This is a genomic window from Streptomyces sp. NPDC001843 (assembly GCF_042891955.1).
In the GTDB taxonomy this organism is placed as follows: domain Bacteria; phylum Actinomycetota; class Actinomycetes; order Streptomycetales; family Streptomycetaceae; genus Streptomyces.
In genome coordinates this window covers 432,947-449,511 of record NZ_JBIATQ010000001.1, presented here as the reverse complement: position 1 = coordinate 449,511, position 16,565 = coordinate 432,947, and the positions used below count along the sequence as shown (strand labels likewise).

Annotated in this window: 12 protein-coding genes; 8 read left to right on the top strand and 4 right to left on the bottom strand. The window is 70.8% G+C overall.

What is annotated here, in order from left to right:
* The gene (locus ACFYZQ_RS02085; protein ID WP_389140633.1) at nt 1–897 is read right to left on the bottom strand and encodes an alkaline phosphatase family protein; all 897 of its coding nucleotides are present in this window, start codon (nt 895–897) and stop codon (nt 1–3) included.
* Nucleotides 898–1,061: 164 nt separating this feature from the next.
* Here ACFYZQ_RS02085 and ACFYZQ_RS02080 point away from each other — a divergent pair, with 164 nt between their 5' ends.
* Nucleotides 1,062–1,979, top strand: a complete 918-nt coding sequence (locus ACFYZQ_RS02080) for a DUF72 domain-containing protein (protein ID WP_389140631.1) — start codon at nt 1,062–1,064, stop codon at nt 1,977–1,979.
* A 242-nt stretch (nt 1,980–2,221) separates the two neighbouring features.
* Here ACFYZQ_RS02080 and ACFYZQ_RS02075 read toward each other — a convergent pair whose 3' ends face one another.
* Nucleotides 2,222–3,850: an IS200/IS605 family accessory protein TnpB-related protein gene (locus ACFYZQ_RS02075; protein WP_389140629.1), complete on the bottom strand. Its 1,629-nt coding sequence runs from the start codon at nt 3,848–3,850 to the stop codon at nt 2,222–2,224.
* Between the two features lie 143 nt (nt 3,851–3,993).
* Between ACFYZQ_RS02075 and ACFYZQ_RS02070 the strand changes: the two genes are divergently transcribed.
* Together ACFYZQ_RS02070 and ACFYZQ_RS02065 are read left to right on the top strand one after the other, a co-directional pair.
* Entirely contained in the window at nt 3,994–4,386 is a 393-nt protein-coding gene (locus tag ACFYZQ_RS02070; protein ID WP_389141850.1) for a MarR family winged helix-turn-helix transcriptional regulator, read from the top strand.
* A 39-nt stretch (nt 4,387–4,425) separates the two neighbouring features.
* The gene (locus tag ACFYZQ_RS02065; RefSeq protein WP_389140627.1) at nt 4,426–7,410 is read left to right on the top strand and encodes a bifunctional [glutamine synthetase] adenylyltransferase/[glutamine synthetase]-adenylyl-L-tyrosine phosphorylase; all 2,985 of its coding nucleotides are present in this window, start codon (nt 4,426–4,428) and stop codon (nt 7,408–7,410) included.
* Between the two features lie 46 nt (nt 7,411–7,456).
* On the opposite strand, the gene ACFYZQ_RS02060 is transcribed toward ACFYZQ_RS02065, so the two are convergent.
* Together ACFYZQ_RS02060 and ACFYZQ_RS02055 are read right to left on the bottom strand one after the other, a co-directional pair.
* Nucleotides 7,457–8,320: a phosphatase PAP2 family protein gene (locus ACFYZQ_RS02060; protein ID WP_389140625.1), complete on the bottom strand. Its 864-nt coding sequence runs from the start codon at nt 8,318–8,320 to the stop codon at nt 7,457–7,459.
* 157 nt (nt 8,321–8,477) lie between these two features.
* Nucleotides 8,478–9,512 carry a LacI family DNA-binding transcriptional regulator gene (locus tag ACFYZQ_RS02055; protein ID WP_389140623.1) on the bottom strand — a complete coding sequence of 345 codons (1,035 nt, stop codon included), beginning with the start codon at nt 9,510–9,512 and terminating at the stop codon, nt 8,478–8,480.
* A gap of 393 nt (nt 9,513–9,905) precedes the next feature.
* On the opposite strand from ACFYZQ_RS02055, the gene ACFYZQ_RS02050 reads away from it, so the two are divergent.
* The 5 genes from ACFYZQ_RS02050 to ACFYZQ_RS02030 all read left to right on the top strand — a co-directional run bounded on the left by ACFYZQ_RS02050 (nt 9,906) and on the right by ACFYZQ_RS02030 (nt 16,505).
* Nucleotides 9,906–11,180 carry an extracellular solute-binding protein gene (locus tag ACFYZQ_RS02050; protein WP_389140621.1) on the top strand — a complete coding sequence of 425 codons (1,275 nt, stop codon included), beginning with the start codon at nt 9,906–9,908 and terminating at the stop codon, nt 11,178–11,180.
* A 144-nt stretch (nt 11,181–11,324) separates the two neighbouring features.
* Entirely contained in the window at nt 11,325–12,329 is a 1,005-nt protein-coding gene (locus tag ACFYZQ_RS02045) for a carbohydrate ABC transporter permease (RefSeq protein WP_389140619.1), read from the top strand.
* Nucleotides 12,330–12,348: 19 nt separating this feature from the next.
* Nucleotides 12,349–13,254: a sugar ABC transporter permease gene (locus tag ACFYZQ_RS02040; protein WP_389140617.1), complete on the top strand. Its 906-nt coding sequence runs from the start codon at nt 12,349–12,351 to the stop codon at nt 13,252–13,254.
* Nucleotides 13,255–13,308: 54 nt separating this feature from the next.
* Nucleotides 13,309–15,000: a glycoside hydrolase family 13 protein gene (locus ACFYZQ_RS02035; RefSeq protein ID WP_389140615.1), complete on the top strand. Its 1,692-nt coding sequence runs from the start codon at nt 13,309–13,311 to the stop codon at nt 14,998–15,000.
* Nucleotides 15,001–15,134: 134 nt separating this feature from the next.
* Nucleotides 15,135–16,505 (top strand): alpha-amylase family protein, encoded by a 1,371-nt coding sequence (locus ACFYZQ_RS02030; RefSeq protein WP_389140613.1) that lies wholly within the window; start codon nt 15,135–15,137, stop codon nt 16,503–16,505.
* Nucleotides 16,506–16,565 lie beyond the last annotated feature (60 nt).

Below are 16,565 nucleotides of genomic sequence, written 5' to 3'. Positions count from 1 at the left end.
TCAGGACGCCCAGATTCCGGTGATGTCCTTGGCGGAGGCCGCGTTGCCCGCGTGCGCGGTCAGGCCCTGGGTGTCCTCCAGGGTGCGCAGCAGGTCGTAGTGGTTGTAGGTGGTGGCGGACGACGACCCGGCCGTCACCGGCTGGCCGTACAGGACGGTCGGGATGCGGTTGCCGCTGAGCCGGTTGTCCTCGTCGAAGGTGACGACCAGGAGGCTGTTGTGGGTCTTGGCCCAGGTGGCGTAGGCGCCCAGGTTGTTCTTCAGCCAGGTGTCGCCGGTGGACACCGAGCAGTCGTGCATGTCGCTGCACAGGTTCGGGACCACGAAGGAGAGCTGGGGGAGAGTGGAGTAGTCGGTCGGGAACTGGGCGAAGGTCTTGGCCGACGAGGTGGGCACGTTGCTGAAACCGAACCACGGGTTGTGCTTTCGCGCGTAGTTGCCGCTGCTGCACGTGGTCGAGCCCTGGCTGGGCAGGGACTCGTTGTAGCTGCCCCAGGTGCGGCCCGCGGCGAGCTGCTCGGAGGCCAGGTTGGCGGCCGAGGAGAAACCGGGGGTGTAGCAGCTGTCGTCGGTGATGCCCTGGGTGGAGCCGGAGAAGAGGGCGAAGTAGTTCGGCTGGCTCGGGTGGGTGATGGCGTAGGACTGGGTGAGGTTCGCGCCGCCGCTCTTGAGCGAGTTGATGTACGGGGCGCTGGAGGAGCCGATGACCTGGCTGTAGGCGTGGTTCTCCATGACCACGACGACCACGTGGTCGGGGGTCGGTACGGCGCCCGCGGCGTGCGCGGAACCGGCGCCGAGCCCGGTCCACAGCCCGATCGCGGCCGCGGCGAAGGCGGTTGCCGACGCCACGGCGGTACGGGCACGGCGGTACGCGGACTTGGCAGAACTGCCGGACACATCAACCTCCGGAGGGGGGAGCGGGGCTGGCGGTGCGGACAGAGCATGCGCACGCCGACAAGCCGCCGCGTCACGGTGTCCGGCCCGGCGGGTGAAGACCGGGTGAACTGCTGCCGCGGGCGCGGGGCGTACTGAGGCCGGGATCTCCGGGTACCCACCGGCTCATGGCGGAGATCCTGGTGGGGACGTGCTCCTGGACGGACCGGGCGCTGGTGACGAGCGGGTGGTACCCGCGGGGGCGGCGTGACGCCGAGGGGCGGCTGCGGTACTACGCCGAGCAGTTCCCGGTGGTGGAGGCGGACTCCGCGTACTACGCGCTGCCCAGTGCGCGCACCAGCCGGCTGTGGGTGGAGCGCACCCCGGACGGCTTCGTCTTCGACGTCAAGGCGTTCTCCCTGCTCACAGGGCATCCGACGCGGCCGGCGGCGCTGCCCGCCGACTTACGGCCCGCGGTGACCCGGCGGTGGTCGGCCGAGGCCGATCCGGGTCTGCTCGACGAGGTGTGGGCGCGGTACGCGGAGGCGCTGGAGCCGCTGCGGCGGGCGGGGCGCCTGGGCACCCTGCTGTTCCAGTTCCCGCCGTCGCTCGCTCCCGGGGCGGAGGCCGAGGCGTTCCTGCGGCGGTGCCGGGAACGGGCCCGGGGGTGGCCGTTCGCCGTGGAGTTCCGGCACCCGGGGTGGTGGCGGGACGACCGCGAGGCGTCCACCGTCGCGCTGCTCGCCGACCTGGACGCGGCGGCCGTGGCCGTGGACACGGTGCGGGGGCTGCCCACCTCGATGCCGCCGGTCGCGCCCGTGGCGGTGCGGCGGCTCGGCGTCGTCCGGTTCCACGGGCGCAGTCCGCACTGGGGGACGGGTACGAAGGAGGACCGCTTCCGGCACGATTACACCGAGCGGGAGCTGACGGAGTGGCTGCCCGCGGTGCGGTCCCTGGCCGACCGCACGGACCGGCTGCACCTGCTGTTCAACAACTGCTGCGCCGACGCGGCGGTCCGGGCGGCCGGGATGATGCGGGGGCTGCTCGTGTCGGCGGCGCTGCCCCACCAGGTGCGGCGGGCGGCTGCGGCGGTGCGTGGGGGCTGACCGGCGCGGGTGGCCGGGCCGAGTGTTTCTCGCCCCCGCCGCCCCTGCCCTTCCCGTCCTCAGGGGCTCCGCCCCTTCGACCCCGCCAGGGGGCTGCGCCCCCTGGACCCCCCTTCGGCCTGAACGGCCTCGTCCTCAAACTCCCCCCAGAGGGGGCGCCCCCAGACGGGCTCAGGAATGCTGGCCGGCGCCCGGGCGCCTCGCCTCCAGGCGGCTGCGCCTGTGGCACATGGCGACCGTTCCTAGAGACTGAGCGGGAGTGAGTCCTGGTGCCAGGGCTCGTGCTCAGCCGCGTGCCCCGAACGGTTGTGGGCACGCTGGTCGCCCGCTTTCGCTCCGCGTCCGGCGCCGACGGATCGTGTCCGTGGTCCGGGGATGCGGGGGCGGGGTCCCTCACGCCCCGGAACTCCTGATGCGGCCTGGACGGTCCGATGCCCCTGCTCATCGCTCCGGTGAGCAGGGGGCGGTGCCGTCCGTCGCCGGACCGGATGTCCCAGGGCGCGCCTTCCGATCGCCACGGCGGCAGCCTCGTGGCGCGTGGTCTTCCTGGTCGTGGTGGTCAGGGGCTTCTGCCAGTGCTGGGCGCCCCAGCGGCTGGTGTAGGCCGGGTCGACAGCGACCAGAGAGATGCCCAGTTCGGCGGCCATCGACACCAGCCGGGCGCGCAGCCTGGCGGTAGGCAGGCCGGAGATCAGCTTGCGGAACCGTTTGCGCCGACCGTGCTTCTCCCGGGTCTTCTCCGCGGTGAAGTCCAGGTCCTCGATCGCGATCGCCAGATGGTGGCGTTCGGCCCAGTGCAGCAGGCGGATCAGGGCGTGCCGGACCTGAGCATCCCGGTGGGATGCGCTGCCGGTCAGGTCGTAGTCGAACCTGCGCGGCGCACCGACCGGGTTGCCGTGTGCGTCCAGGCGCCAGGCGGCCAGGTGATCGGCGTTCATGTCCACACCGACCAGCCCAGTGGCCAGGGCGGCCTCCAGCGGCACCGTCTGGACCTGCGGGATTTGCCAGGAGGCGGTCATGTACCAGCGGCCGCGACCGGTGTCGTAGTGGATGCGGTACGCCACGGCCCGGTTCGCACAGATGCGGTCGGCCCACTGCTCGCCCCGGTGTCGGAAGCCGACCCGGCAGGCGAGCACATACCGGCCGTGAGACGCGTTCGCCAGGTGGGCCAGCGGCGCGGGGAGCTTGATGCTCACCTCACCGTCCGGACTGACCCTGATCGTCTCGTTGCCGTACCGCTTACCCGACTCGCCATCGGCTTGGAGGAACCAGCGCTCGGCCTCCCACCGGCGGCGCCACCCCGACTCGGTCATGTTGGCGGCCTCAAGGTTGTTCCGGGCGCGCAGCAGCCTCTTGCCGCCCCGCACCACTGACACACACCCGGCTTGCCACTTCGCGCGTTCATGTTCCAGCCGGTCTCCCAGCAGGCGCAGGCGCCGGGACTTGGCGAACCACTCCTGCCTGGATCGGTAGCCACCCGGCCGACCCCCCGAGCCCTTCGCACCGATGGGCAGCGACAGCCGGTACGCGATCGCGTCGACACCTGCCTGGAGGGTCTGGACGTGGGCGAGCTGACCGCGTCGGGCCAGCGCCCACTGGTCATGCGTGGCCTTGGTGATACTGCCCGCCCAGCGTGAAGAGGACTCTCCGGTCAGAGCACGCTTGCGCCGCGCCCACTGCTCACCGTCATGGTCCAGGCCCGCCGCACAGCGGGCCTTCAGATCCCGGCCCGCCAGAGAGCCGAGCAGGCCACCGACCAGGCGTAACACCTTCTCGTCCCTGTCGGTCATTCCCTTGAGGCTGGCACGGACCGCCACCCCGGACGGGCCCGCCACCACGAACGAGGCCGCCACCACGCGCAACCCGCCCATCCCTCACCCCCCTTGCGCGGCTCGAAGATCCGTCACCACACCCAACGAACACCTCCCGCAAAGGTCACGCATTCGAGACGTGAACTTCCGTTCCGCACGCAGGCAAGGGAGCAGGTCGCCACCAACAACCGACATGCTCACTCATACGCGCCAGAACGCCCTCACGCGCTGTTGACCAGCAGCAATTCCCAACCCTCGCCGCGCTCGTCGACTTCGGGCCGCGGGCCCAGCGCGAGCTCTCCGACCTGCTCACCATCCACACCAGCGACATGGCCAAGCTCCTCGACGAGCTCACCCGGCGCGGTGACGTCACCCGGGACCGCGACCCCGCGGACCGCCGCCGCGTGCTGGTGGCCGTCACACCGGCCGGCAGGCGCACCCTGGCCGATCTCCAGGCCGACGCCACGGCCGTCCAGGACACGATCCTCGCGCCCCTCACCGCCGAGGAGACCGCCGTACTGCACGGGCTCCTACTGCGTCTGTACGAGGAAGCGGGCAGGAACCGGGACGGGGCACGTGACGGGGACTCCGGTTAGGCTCTGGCCAGTACGACCTTGATCCGAGGGAGGCCGGGGATGGCGGGGCCGGGGCGCAGAAGCAGTACCTTCACGCGGCTGCTGCGGCACGGCTTCACCGATCCGTCGGCCGCCGAACGGCTGCTGGACGGTTCCGAACTGGCGGCCGTGCGCAACGACCCGGTGCTGCTGGAGGCGCTGGGCGCGACGGCCGACCCCGATCTGGCGCTGCTGGGACTCGTACGGCTGCTGGAGGCGCAGCAGGGCCGGGAGCTGCTGGACACCGTCATAGCGGCCAAGCCGCTGCGGGACCGGTTGCTTGGCGTGCTCGGCGCGTCCACCGCGCTCGCCGACCACCTCGCCCGGCATCCGCAGGACTGGCAGGCCCTCGTCACCTACGAGCCCAGAGACCTGCACCCCGGGGTGGAGGAGTTCGAGCGCGGGCTGGCCGAGGCCACCGACCCCGTGTCCCTGCGCGTCGCCTACCGCCGCTGCCTGCTGTCCATCGCCGCCCGCGACGTGTGCGGCACCACGGACGTCGCCGAGACCGCCGCCGAACTCGCCGACCTGGCCACCGCCACCCTGCGCGCCGCCCTCGCCCTGGCCCAGGCCGCCGCGCCCGCCGACGCCGCCGCGTGCCGGCTCGCGGTGATCGCGATGGGCAAGTGCGGCGGCCACGAGCTGAACTACGTCTCCGACGTCGACGTCATCTTCGTCGGCGAGGCCGCCGACGGCGTCGACGAGGGCAAGGCCCTGAAGTCCGCCACCCGGCTCGCCTCGCACATGATGCGGATCTGTTCCGAGACGACCGTCGAGGGCTCGATCTGGCCCGTGGACGCCAACCTCCGGCCCGAGGGCAGAAACGGTCCGCTGGTGCGGACACTGAGCAGCCACCTCGCCTACTACCAGCGCTGGGCCAAGACCTGGGAGTTCCAGGCCCTGCTCAAGGCCCGCCCGGTCGCCGGGGACCTCGGACTGGGGGAGGAGTACGTCGCCGCCGTCGAACCCCTGGTCTGGAAGGCCGCCGAGCGCGAGAACTTCGTCGCCGACGTGCAGAAGATGCGCCGCCGCGTGGTGGAGAACATCCCCGCCGCCGAGGTCGAGCGCGAGCTGAAACTGGGCCCGGGCGGCCTCAGGGACGTCGAGTTCGCCGTGCAGCTGCTGCAACTGGTGCACGGCCGTACCGACCCGTCGCTGCGCAGCGGCACCACCCTCGACGCCCTCCAGGCCCTGGCGGCCGGCGGCTACGTCGGCCGGGCGGACGCCGTGCAGCTCGACGAGGCCTACCGCTTCCTGCGCTCCATGGAGCACCGCATCCAGCTCTACCGGCTGCGCCGCACCCACCTCGTCCCCGAGGACGACGCGGACCTGCGGCGCCTCGGCCGCTCCCTCGGTCTGCGCGCCGACCCGGTGGCCGAGCTGACCCGTGAGTGGAAACGACACGCGGCCGTCGTACGCCGGCTGCACGAGAAGATCTTCTACCGGCCCCTGCTCGACGCCGTCGCCCAGCTAGCCCCCGGCGAGGCCCGGCTCAGCCCGGTGGCGGCCCGGGAACGCCTGGTCGCCCTCGGCTACGCCGACCCCGCCGCCGCACTGCGCCACCTGGAGGCCCTGGCGTCCGGCGTCACGCGCAAGGCCGCCATCCAGCGCACCCTGCTGCCCGTCCTGCTCGGCTGGTTCGCCGACTCCGCCGACCCGGACGCGGGCCTGCTCAACTTCCGCAAGGTCTCCGACGCCCTCGGCAAGACCCCGTGGTACCTGCGGCTGCTCAGGGACGAGGGCGCGGCGGCGGAGAACCTCGCCCGCGTCCTGTCGGCCGGCCGCCTCGCCCCCGACCTGCTGATGCGCGCCCCCGAGGCGGTCGCCCTGCTCGGCGACGGCGACGGCGGGGGCCTCGAACCCCGCTCCCGCGCCCACCTCGAGCAGGAGATCCTCGCCGCCGTGGGCCGCGCCCAGAACGCCGCCCAGGGCGTCACCGCGGCCCGTGGCGTCCGCCGTCGGGAGCTGTTCCGTACGGCCGCCGCGGACATCGTCGACTCCTACGGCACCGAGGCCAACCCGGCCGAGCCCGACCAGGGCGCCCTGGTGGACCGGGTCGGCGGCGCCGTCTCCGACCTCACGGCGGCCACCCTCGCCGGCACTCTGCGCGCCGTGGTCGGCGAGGGCTGGGGCGACACCCTGCCCACCCGGTTCGCGATCATCGGCATGGGCCGCTTCGGCGGGCACGAGCTCGGCTACGGCTCCGACGCCGACGTCCTGTTCGTCCACGAACCACAGGACGGCGTGGACGAACGGGAGGCCGCGGACGCCGCGAACAAGGTCGTCGCCGAGATGCGCCGCCTGCTCCAGCTGCCCAGCGCCGACCCGCCCCTGCTCATCGACGCCGACCTGCGCCCCGAGGGCAAGTCCGGACCGCTGGTGCGCACCCTGAAGTCCTACGAGGCCTACTACCGCCGCTGGTCCGTGACCTGGGAGTCGCACGCGCTGCTGCGGGCCGAGCCGGTCGCCGGGGACGAGGACCTGGCCCGCCGTTTCATCGAGCTGATCGACCCGCTGCGCTACCCGGAGCAGGGCCTCGGCGAGGAGGCCGTGCGCGAGATCCGTCGGCTGAAGGCGCGCATGGAGTCCGAACGCCTCCCGCGCGGCGCCGACCCGAAGCTGCACACCAAGCTCGGGCCCGGCGGGCTGTCCGACGTCGAGTGGACCGTGCAGCTGCTGCAGCTGCGGCACGGCCGCCGCGAGCCCGGGCTGCGCACCACCCGTACCCGTGCGGCCATCGCCGCCGCCCGCGACGCCGGTCTCATCGCCGCCGAGGACGCCGCGACCCTCGACGAGGCCTGGGTCCTCGCGACCCGTGTCCGCAACGCCGTCATGCTGGTCCGCGGGCGGGCCGGCGACACCTTCCCCTCCGACGCCCGCGAGCTCGCAGCCGTCGGCCGCTACCTGGGCTACGGCGAGGGCCGCGCCGGCGACATGCTCGACGCGTACCGCCGTACGGCGCGCCGGGCGCGGGGAGTGGTGGAGGAACTCTTCTACGAGGGCTGAGTCGGCGGAGGCCGAGTCCGCGGAGGCCGACTCCGCGAGGGCCGCTTCACGCCTCGCCGGCCGGTACCGGCTCGGCCACCTTCCGGGCCGGGGTCACCCGTGGCAGGGCGTGGGGCAGGGACCCGTACCAGATCCGGGCCACCGTGAGGCCGAAGCCCAGACACAGGGCGCCGCCGACCGCGTCGAGCCAGAAGTGGTTGGCCGTGGCCACGATCACCAGCAGTGTCGCCGCCGGGTACAGCACCCCCAGCACCCGCGCCCACGGCACGCTCGCCAGCGTGAAGAGGGCCAGCCCGCACCACAGGGACCAGCCGATGTGCATCGACGGCATCGCCGCGTACTGGTTCGACATGTGCTTCAGGTCGCCGGAGGCCATCGACCCCCAGGTCTGGTGGACGGCCACCGTGTCCACGAAGCCGCCGCCGCGCATCAGCCGGGGCGGGGCGAGCGGGAACAGGTAGTAGCCGAGCAGGGCCACCCCCGTCGTCGCGAACAGCACCGTCCGGGCCGCCGCGTACCGGCCCGGATGGCAGCGGTACAGCCACACCAGCACGGTCAGCGTCACCGCGAAGTGCAGTGTCGCGTAGTAGTAGTTCATGGCCACGATCAGCCAGTTCACCGCGTTCACGGTCTGGTTGACGGACTGCTCGACGGCGATCCCGAGGTGGTGCTCCAGTTGCCAGATCCAGTCGGCGTTGCGCAGTGCCTCACCGCGCTGCTCGGGAACGGCGTTGCGGACCATCGAGTACGTCCAGTAACTCACCGTGATGAGCAGCATCTCGAACCACAGCCGGGGGTGGCGCGGAACGCGCATCCGGCGCAGCACACCGGCGGCCACTCCGTCCGTGACAGGGTGCGGAACGGTCTTCTGTGCGCGACCTTCCGGATCAGTCACGGTCGAATCACCCATAGGCACAGAGTCTGCCAGAAAAGGTGTCAAGCCCGGATCATCGCGCGGCCGGGTTCTGGTCACGCGTTGTACACCCAGGACCACCCGGGGGCGGCCCGGTCGTCCGGAACGGAAGGAGAGGGAAGGGGGAGGGGGAGGGGAGGGGAGGGGCAGACGCCTAGGGGCGTTTCCGGTCCCCGGGCGCCGACGCGGTCGACCCGCGCACCACCAGTTCCGGCATGAAGACGAACTCGCTGTGCGGCGCCGGGGTCCCGCCGATCTCCTCCAGCAGCGTCCGCACCGCCGCCTGGCCCATCGCCGGGACCGGTTTGCGGATGGTGGTCAGCGGCGGGTCGGTGAACGCGATCAGAGGGGAGTCGTCGAAGCCCACCACCGACACGTCCCGGGGGACCTGCAGGCCGCGCTGCCGGGCGGCCCGTATCGCGCCCAGGGCCATCATGTCGCTGGCGCAGACCACGGCCGTGCAGTCCCGGTCGATCAACGCGGTTGCGGCGGCCTGACCGCCCTCCAGCGTGTAGAGGGAGTGCTGCACGAGCTCCGACTCGACGGCCTCGGCACCCAGGCCCAGCAGGTCCTGCATGGCGCGCACGAAGCCCTCGATCTTGCGCTGCACCGGGACGAACCGTTTCGGTCCGAGCGCCAGGCCGATCCGGGTGTGGCCCAGCGAGACCAGGTGGGTCACCGCCAGGGTCATCGCCGCCCGGTCGTCGGGGGAGATGAACGGCGCCTGCACCTTCGGCGAGAAGCCGTCGACCAGCACGTACGGCACGCCCTGCGCCCGCAGCCGCTCGTAGCGCTCCATGTCGGCGGTGGTGTCCGCGTGCAGCCCGGAGACGTAGATGATCCCGGCGACCCCCCGGTCGACGAGCATCTCGGTCAGCTCGTCCTCCGTCGACCCGCCCGGGGTCTGGGTCGCCAGCACCGGCGTGTACCCCTGCCGGGTCAGCGCCTGGCCGATGACCTGCGCCAGGGCGGGGAATATCGGGTTCTCCAGCTCAGGGGTGATCAGGCCCACCAGGCCCTCGCTGCGCTGCCGCAGCCGGACCGGACGCTCGTAGCCGAGCACGTCCAGGGCGGCGAGCACGGACTGACGGGTGGTGGCGGCGACGCCCGGCTTCCCGTTGAGGACGCGGCTGACGGTCGCTTCGCTCACCCCCGCCTGCGCAGCGATGTCCGCAAGCCGTGTGGTCACAGGCATGGACTGTACCGGCCGGGAATCGCCTTGCCCACCGATCGGACGCCGTGCACGGGCGGTCGGACGGCCCGCTGCCGGTTGCTGCGTCATCGCGCTCCCTCGTCCTTCTGGTCGGCCTCGAATGGAAAGAGCTTGCAGAGTCTTGCACAAGTGGCCCCCTCCCCGCTGAGCGGCCCGGAAACCCGGTTGCGAGCGGGTCGAGGACAGGTCACGACCCGGTAACCCGCCCGCTCTCTTGCACTTTTTTGCTGCAAGGTCTTTCGCGGCGCTTGCATCGCTGTTACTTTCCCAGTCGCCCGGCCGCCCGCAACGGCGCAGTCGGCAAGACGGCAGGGGTGGCGGACGGGACCGCCCCCCGCGGCACGCGGGCTCAACCCTCAAGGAGAACTCATGCGGCGTGGCATAGCGGCCTCCGCGCTGGTGGCGTCCCTCGCCCTCTCGGCGACGGCATGCGGCGGGAGCGACAGCGACAGCGGAAAGTCGGACGGCCCGGTGACCATCACCTGGTGGGACACCTCCAACGCCACCAATGAGGCACCGACGTACCAGGCCCTGATCAAGCGGTTCGAGGCCGCCGACAAGAACATCAAGGTCAAGTACGTCAACGTCCCCTTCGACCAGGCGCAGAACAAGTTCGACACCGCCGCCGGCTCCCAGGGCGCCCCGGACATCCTGCGCTCCGAGGTCGGCTGGACCCCCGCCTTCGCCAAGAAGGGCTACTTCCTGCCGCTGGACGGCACCGAGGCCCTCGCGGACAAGGACAAGTTCAAGTCCAACCTGATCACCCAGGCGCAGTACGACGGCAAGACCTACGGCGTGCCGCTGGTCACCGACACCCTGGCGCTCGTCTACAACAAGGCCCTGTTCAAGAAGGCCGGCATCACCGAGGCCCCCAAGACCTGGGACGAGCTGAAGTCGGACGCCGCCAAGGTCAAGGCCAAGACCGGCGCCGACGGCTACTGGGGCTCCACCGCGGCCTACTACGCGCAGACCTTCCTCTACGGCGAGGGCACCGACACCGTCGACGCCTCCGCCAAGAAGATCACCGTCGACTCCGCCGCCGCGAAGAAGGCCTACGGCACCTGGCTGGGCCTCTTCTCCGGCAAGGGCCTGCACAAGGCCGACACCACCGCCGACGCCTACGCCCACATCCAGGACGCGTTCGTCAGCGGCAAGGTCGCCGCGATCATCCAGGGCCCCTGGGAGATCACGAACTTCTACAAGGGCTCCGCCTTCAAGGACAAGTCCAACCTCGGCATCGCCACCGTCCCGGCCGGCTCCACCGGCAAGGCGGGCGCCCCGACCGGCGGCCACAACCTGTCGGTCTACGCCGGCTCGGACAAGGCCCACCAGGCGGCGGCGCTGAAGTTCCTGAACTTCATGACCTCGGCGAAGTCCCAGGAGACCATCGCCCTGAAGAACTCCACGCTGCCCACCCGCGACGACGCCTACACCGCCCAGGTCAAGGCCGACCCCGGCATCGCCGGCTACCAGGGCGTCCTCGCCGCCGCCCAGCCTCGCCCGGCGCTGCCCGAGTACAGCTCCCTGTGGGGTCCGCTGGACATCGAGCTGCCCAAGGTCGCCGGCGGCAAGGAGTCGCTGGACAAGGGCCTGGGCAACGCCGAGGTCGCCATCACCAAGCTGGTGCCCGACTTCAGCAAGTGACGCCCGCGTGGCCGCCGGATCTCCCCCACGCTCGAACGAGCTCGCGCGGGGGGACCCCCAGCCCAGGGGGGAAGGATCCGGCGGCCACCGGCCTGCGCCCAGCCCGTCCCCTGATCCACAGGCCCTTGAGAAGGTTGTCGAACCATGACAGTCGCCATCGACCGCGCGACCGGCAAGCGCCGCGGTGACCGCGCGCCTCGGCCCGGGCTGGGGCAGCGCGTCAGACACGGATTCAGCAAGCACTGGTACGCCTACGCGATGATCGCACCGGTGGTCCTCGTGCTCGGCGTCGTCGTGGGCTACCCGCTGCTCCGCGGCTTCTACCTGACCCTGACCGACGCCAACAGCCTCAACTCGGCCCGCACCATCGGCGTCAACCACATCGACGCCACGTACAAGTTCATCGGGATCGACAACTACAAGGACATCCTGTTCGGCCCGTTGTCCTACGACCGGTTCTGGTCCCACTTCCTGTGGACCGTCTTCTGGACGGTCGCCTGCGTGGCCCTGCACTACACCATCGGCCTGGGCCTCGCGCTGATGCTCAACGAGAAGCTGCGCGGCCGCACCCTCTACCGGGTACTGCTGGTCCTGCCCTGGGCCGTGCCGACGTTCGTCACCGTCTTCTCCTGGCGGATCATGCTCTCCGACTCCGGCGTGCTCAACCAGGCCCTCCACACGCTGCACCTGCCCCAGCCGCAGTGGCTGGAGGACACCTTCTGGCAGCGGTTCGCCGCGATCATGGTCAACACCTGGTGCGGTGTGCCGTTCCAGATGCTCTCCCTGCTCGGCGGCCTGCAGTCCATCGACTCCTCGCTCTACGAGGCCGCCGAGATGGACGGCGCGAGCGCCTGGCAGCGCTTCCGGCACGTCACCCTGCCGGGCCTGCGCTCGGTCAGCTCCACCGTGGTACTGCTAGGCATCATCTGGACGTTCAACCAGTTCGCCATCATCTTCCTGCTGTTCGGCCCCACCGGCGCGCCCGACGCCCAGATCCTCGTCACCTGGGCCTACTACCTGGGCTTCGGACAGCAGCCGCGCGACTTCGCCCAGTCCGCCGCGTACGGCGTGCTGCTGCTGTCGGTCCTCACCGTCTTCACCTCCTTCTACTTCCGCTGGCTGAAGCGCAATGACCAGCTCGCCGTCTGACGCCGCAGGAGCCGCCGCCATGAGCACCACCACCCTGGAAAAGACACAGGCCGGGCCCGCCCCCGCCGCGCGGCCCGCCCGTCGCACCCGCCGGCGCGGCGAGCGCGGCCCGCTCGGCGCCGCCCTCCTGCACACCGGCCTCACCCTGGCGAGCCTCGTCGCGCTCGCCCCGGTGGCCTGGTTGGTCTTCCTGTCCCTCGGTCCGGACAAGGACGACTACCTGCACCCGGGGAAGATCCTGGGCAAGCTCACCTTCTCCAACTACGGCTTCGTGCTGCGGCACACCGCCTTCTTCGACTGGTTCAAGTCGACGATGATCGTGGCCCTCGGCACCACCCTGATCGGCGTCTTCGTCGCCGCCACCACCGGTTACGCCGTCTCGCGCATGCGCTTCCCCGGCTACAAGCCGCTGATGTGGGTGCTGCTGCTCACCCAGGCCTTCCCCGTAGCCATCCTGATCGTGCCGATGTACGAGATCTTCAGCGAGCTCGGCCTCATCGACACCTACTGGGCGCTGATCGTCATCAACTGCACCACCGCCGTGCCGTACAGCGCCTGGCTGCTCAAGGGATACTTCGACACCATCCCCTTCGAGATCGACGAAGCGGGCCGCGTGGACGGGCTGACACCCTTCGGCACCTTCGCGCGGCTGATCCTGCCGCTGGCCCGCCCGGGGCTGGCCGTCGCAGCCTTCTACAACTTCATCACGGCCGTCGGCGAGGTCGCCTTCGCGACCACCTTCATGCTCGACGACTCGAAGTACACCTTCGCCGTCGGGCTGCAGAGCTTCGTCAGTGAGCACGACGCGCAGTGGAACTATATGGCCGCCACCGCAGTGTTGATCTCGATACCCGTGTCCGTGTTCTTCTACCTTGTCCAGAAAAACCTGGTGACCGGCCTCACCGCCGGCGGCACGAAGGGCTGAACCGGACCGCGGACGCCTCTTCATCGAACTGCAAGCACCCATAACAAGGACGCCATGAGCCAGCACTCCGCCGACCCGGCACCGAGCCCCGTTACCGAGTCAGCTGTCGCCACCGTCGCCCAGCGCCGCGACTGGTGGCGGGACGCGGTGATCTACCAGGTGTATCCGCGCAGCTTCGCCGACAGCAACGGCGACGGCATGGGCGACCTGGAGGGCGTGCGCTCCAGACTCCCCTACCTGCGCGACCTCGGCGTGGACGCCGTGTGGCTCAGCCCGTTCTACGCCTCGCCGCAGGCCGACGCCGGCTACGACGTGGCCGACTACCGCGCCGTCGATCCCATGTTCGGCAACCTGCTGGACGCCGACGCCCTGATCCGCGACGCACACGGGCACGGCCTCAGGGTCATCGTCGACCTCGTGCCCAACCACTCCTCCGACCAGCACGAGTGGTTCAAGCGGGCGCTCGCCGAGGGCCCCGGCTCGCCGCTGCGAGACCGCTACCACTTCCGTCCCGGCAAGGGGAAGGACGGCGCGCTCCCGCCCAACGACTGGGAGTCGATCTTCGGCGGCCCGGCGTGGACCCGGGTCACCGAACCGGACGGCACGCCCGGCGAGTGGTACCTGCACCTCTTCGCGCCCGAGCAGCCCGACTTCAACTGGGACCACCCGGCGGTGGGGGACGAGTTCCGCTCGATCCTGCGCTTCTGGCTGGACATGGGCGTGGACGGCTTCCGCATCGACGTGGCCCACGGGCTCGTCAAGGCGGCGGGGCTGCCCGACCTCGGCGTCCACGACCAGGTGAAACTGCTGGGCAACGATGTCATGCCGTTCTTCGACCAGGACGGCGTGCACGAGATCTACCGCCGGTGGCGGCTGATCCTCGACGAGTACTCCGGTGACAGGATTTTCGTCGCCGAGGCCTGGACCCCGACCGTCGAGCGCACCGCGAACTACGTCCGCCCCGACGAACTCCACCAGGCCTTCAACTTCCAGTACCTGAGCACGGCGTGGGACGCGGACGAACTCCGCCAGGTCATCGACCGCACCCTGGAGGCCATGCGCCCGGTCGGCGCCCCCGCCACCTGGGTGCTGTCCAACCACGACGTCACCCGGCACGCCACCCGCTTCGCCAACCCGCCCGGCCTCGGCACCCAGATCCGCACGGCGGGTGACCGCGCGCTGGGCCTGCGCCGGGCGCGCGCGGCCACCCTGCTGATGCTCGCCCTGCCCGGCTCGGCGTACGTCTACCAGGGCGAGGAGCTCGGCCTGCCCGACGTCGTGGACCTGCCCGACGAGGTGCGCCAGGACCCGGCGTACTTCCGCGGCGCCGGCCAGGACGGCTTCCGCGACGGCTGCCGGGTGCCGATCCCGTGGACCCGCGTGGGATCCTCGTACGGCTTCGGCAGCGGCGGCAGCTGGCTTCCCCAGCCGTCGAGCTGGGGGGAGCTGAGCGTCGAGGCGCAGACCGGGGTGCCGGGCTCGACCCTGGAGCTGTACCGCGCCGCGCTCGCCGCCCGCCGGGACCATCCCTCGCTCGGCGCGGGCGACGCGGTGGAGTGGCTGCGCGCCGCCGACGGCGTCCTCGCCTTCCGGCGCGGGGAGTTCGTGTGCGTCGCGAACACCACGGGGGAGGCGGTGACCACCCCCGCGTACGGCCGGGTCCTGCTCACCAGCGGTGAGGTGACCGAGGCCGACGGCGAGGCGAAGGTGCCGGCCGACACCACGGTGTGGTTCACGACGGCCTGACGGCCCCTCGAAAAGTACTCGCATCAACTTCACCCGGCCCGCTGCCTTTTCAGGCGGCGGGCCTTTAACATCTGCGTCACCCGCAAGTCGGCTGGAATTTTTCAGCAAGAACCTTCAATGGTGAAGGACCCCACATGGCACGCAGAACTCTCCTCGGGGCGCTGGCACTCTCGGGTGCTCTTGTCATGAACCCGACTATCACGCACGCCTCCCCGCCCGGCGCCAAGGACGTCACCGCCGTCCTGTTCGAGTGGAAGTACGCCTCGGTCGCCAAGGAGTGCACCAGTACCCTCGGCCCGGCCGGCTACGGCTACGTCCAGGTCTCCCCGCCCGCCGAGCACATACAGGGCTCGCAGTGGTGGACGTCGTACCAGCCGGTGAGCTACCGGATCGCGGGGCGGCTGGGCGACCGCGCGGCCTTCCGGGACATGGTGAACACCTGCCACGCGGCCGGCGTGAAAGTCGTGGTGGACACGGTCGTCAACCACATGTCGGCGGGCTCCGGCACCGGCACCGGCGGCTCGGCGTACACGAAGTACGACTACCCGGGCCTGTACTCGGTCCACGACTTCGACGACTGCACCGCCCAGGTCGGCGACTACGCCGACCGCTGGAACGTCCAGCACTGCGAACTCGTCGGCGTGGCCGACCTGGACACCGGCGAGGAGTACGTCCGCAAGACCATCGCCGGCTACCTGAACGACCTGCTCTCCCTCGGCGTCGACGGCTTCCGCATCGACGCGGCCAAGCACATCCCGGCGGACGACCTGGCCGACATCAAGTCCCGACTGACCAACCCTTCCGCCTACTGGAAGCAGGAGGTCATCTACGGTGCCGGCGAGGCGGTGCAGTCGTCCGAGTACACCGGCAACGGGGACGTCCAGGAGTTCCGTTACGCCTTCGACCTCAAGCGCGTCTTCAACAACGAGAGGCTCGCCTACCTGAAGAACTACGGCGAGGGCTGGGGCTACCTCAGCAGTTCGGTCGCCGGCGTCTTCGTCGACAACCACGACACCGAACGGGGCGGCTCCACCCTGAACTACAAGGACGGCGCCGACTACACCCTGGCCAACGTCTTCATGCTGGCCTGGCCCTACGGCGCGCCGGACATCAACTCGGGCTACGAGTGGACGGACGCCGACGCCGGTCCGCCGGGCGGCGGCACGGTGAACGCCTGCTGGCAGGACGGCTGGAAGTGTCAGCACGCCTGGCCGGAGATCAAGTCGATGGTCGCCTTCCGCAACGCGACCCGGGGCCGGGCCGTCACCGACTGGTGGGACGACGGCAACAACGCGATCGCGTTCGGCCGGGGCAGCAAGGGCTACGTGGCCGTCAACCACGAGTCGAGCGGCATGACCCGGACGTACCAGACGTCCCTGCCCGCGGGGACGTACTGCAACGTGCAGAACAACAGCACGGTGACCGTGGACGCCGGCGGCCGGTTCACCGCCACCCTGGGCTCGAACACGGCACTGGCGCTCTACGCCGGCAAGTCCAGTTGCTGAGTCCGTCTGCCGGCGACTCGTGAAAACTCTTTCTTCTGGTTTCACGAGTCTTGCTGCAAA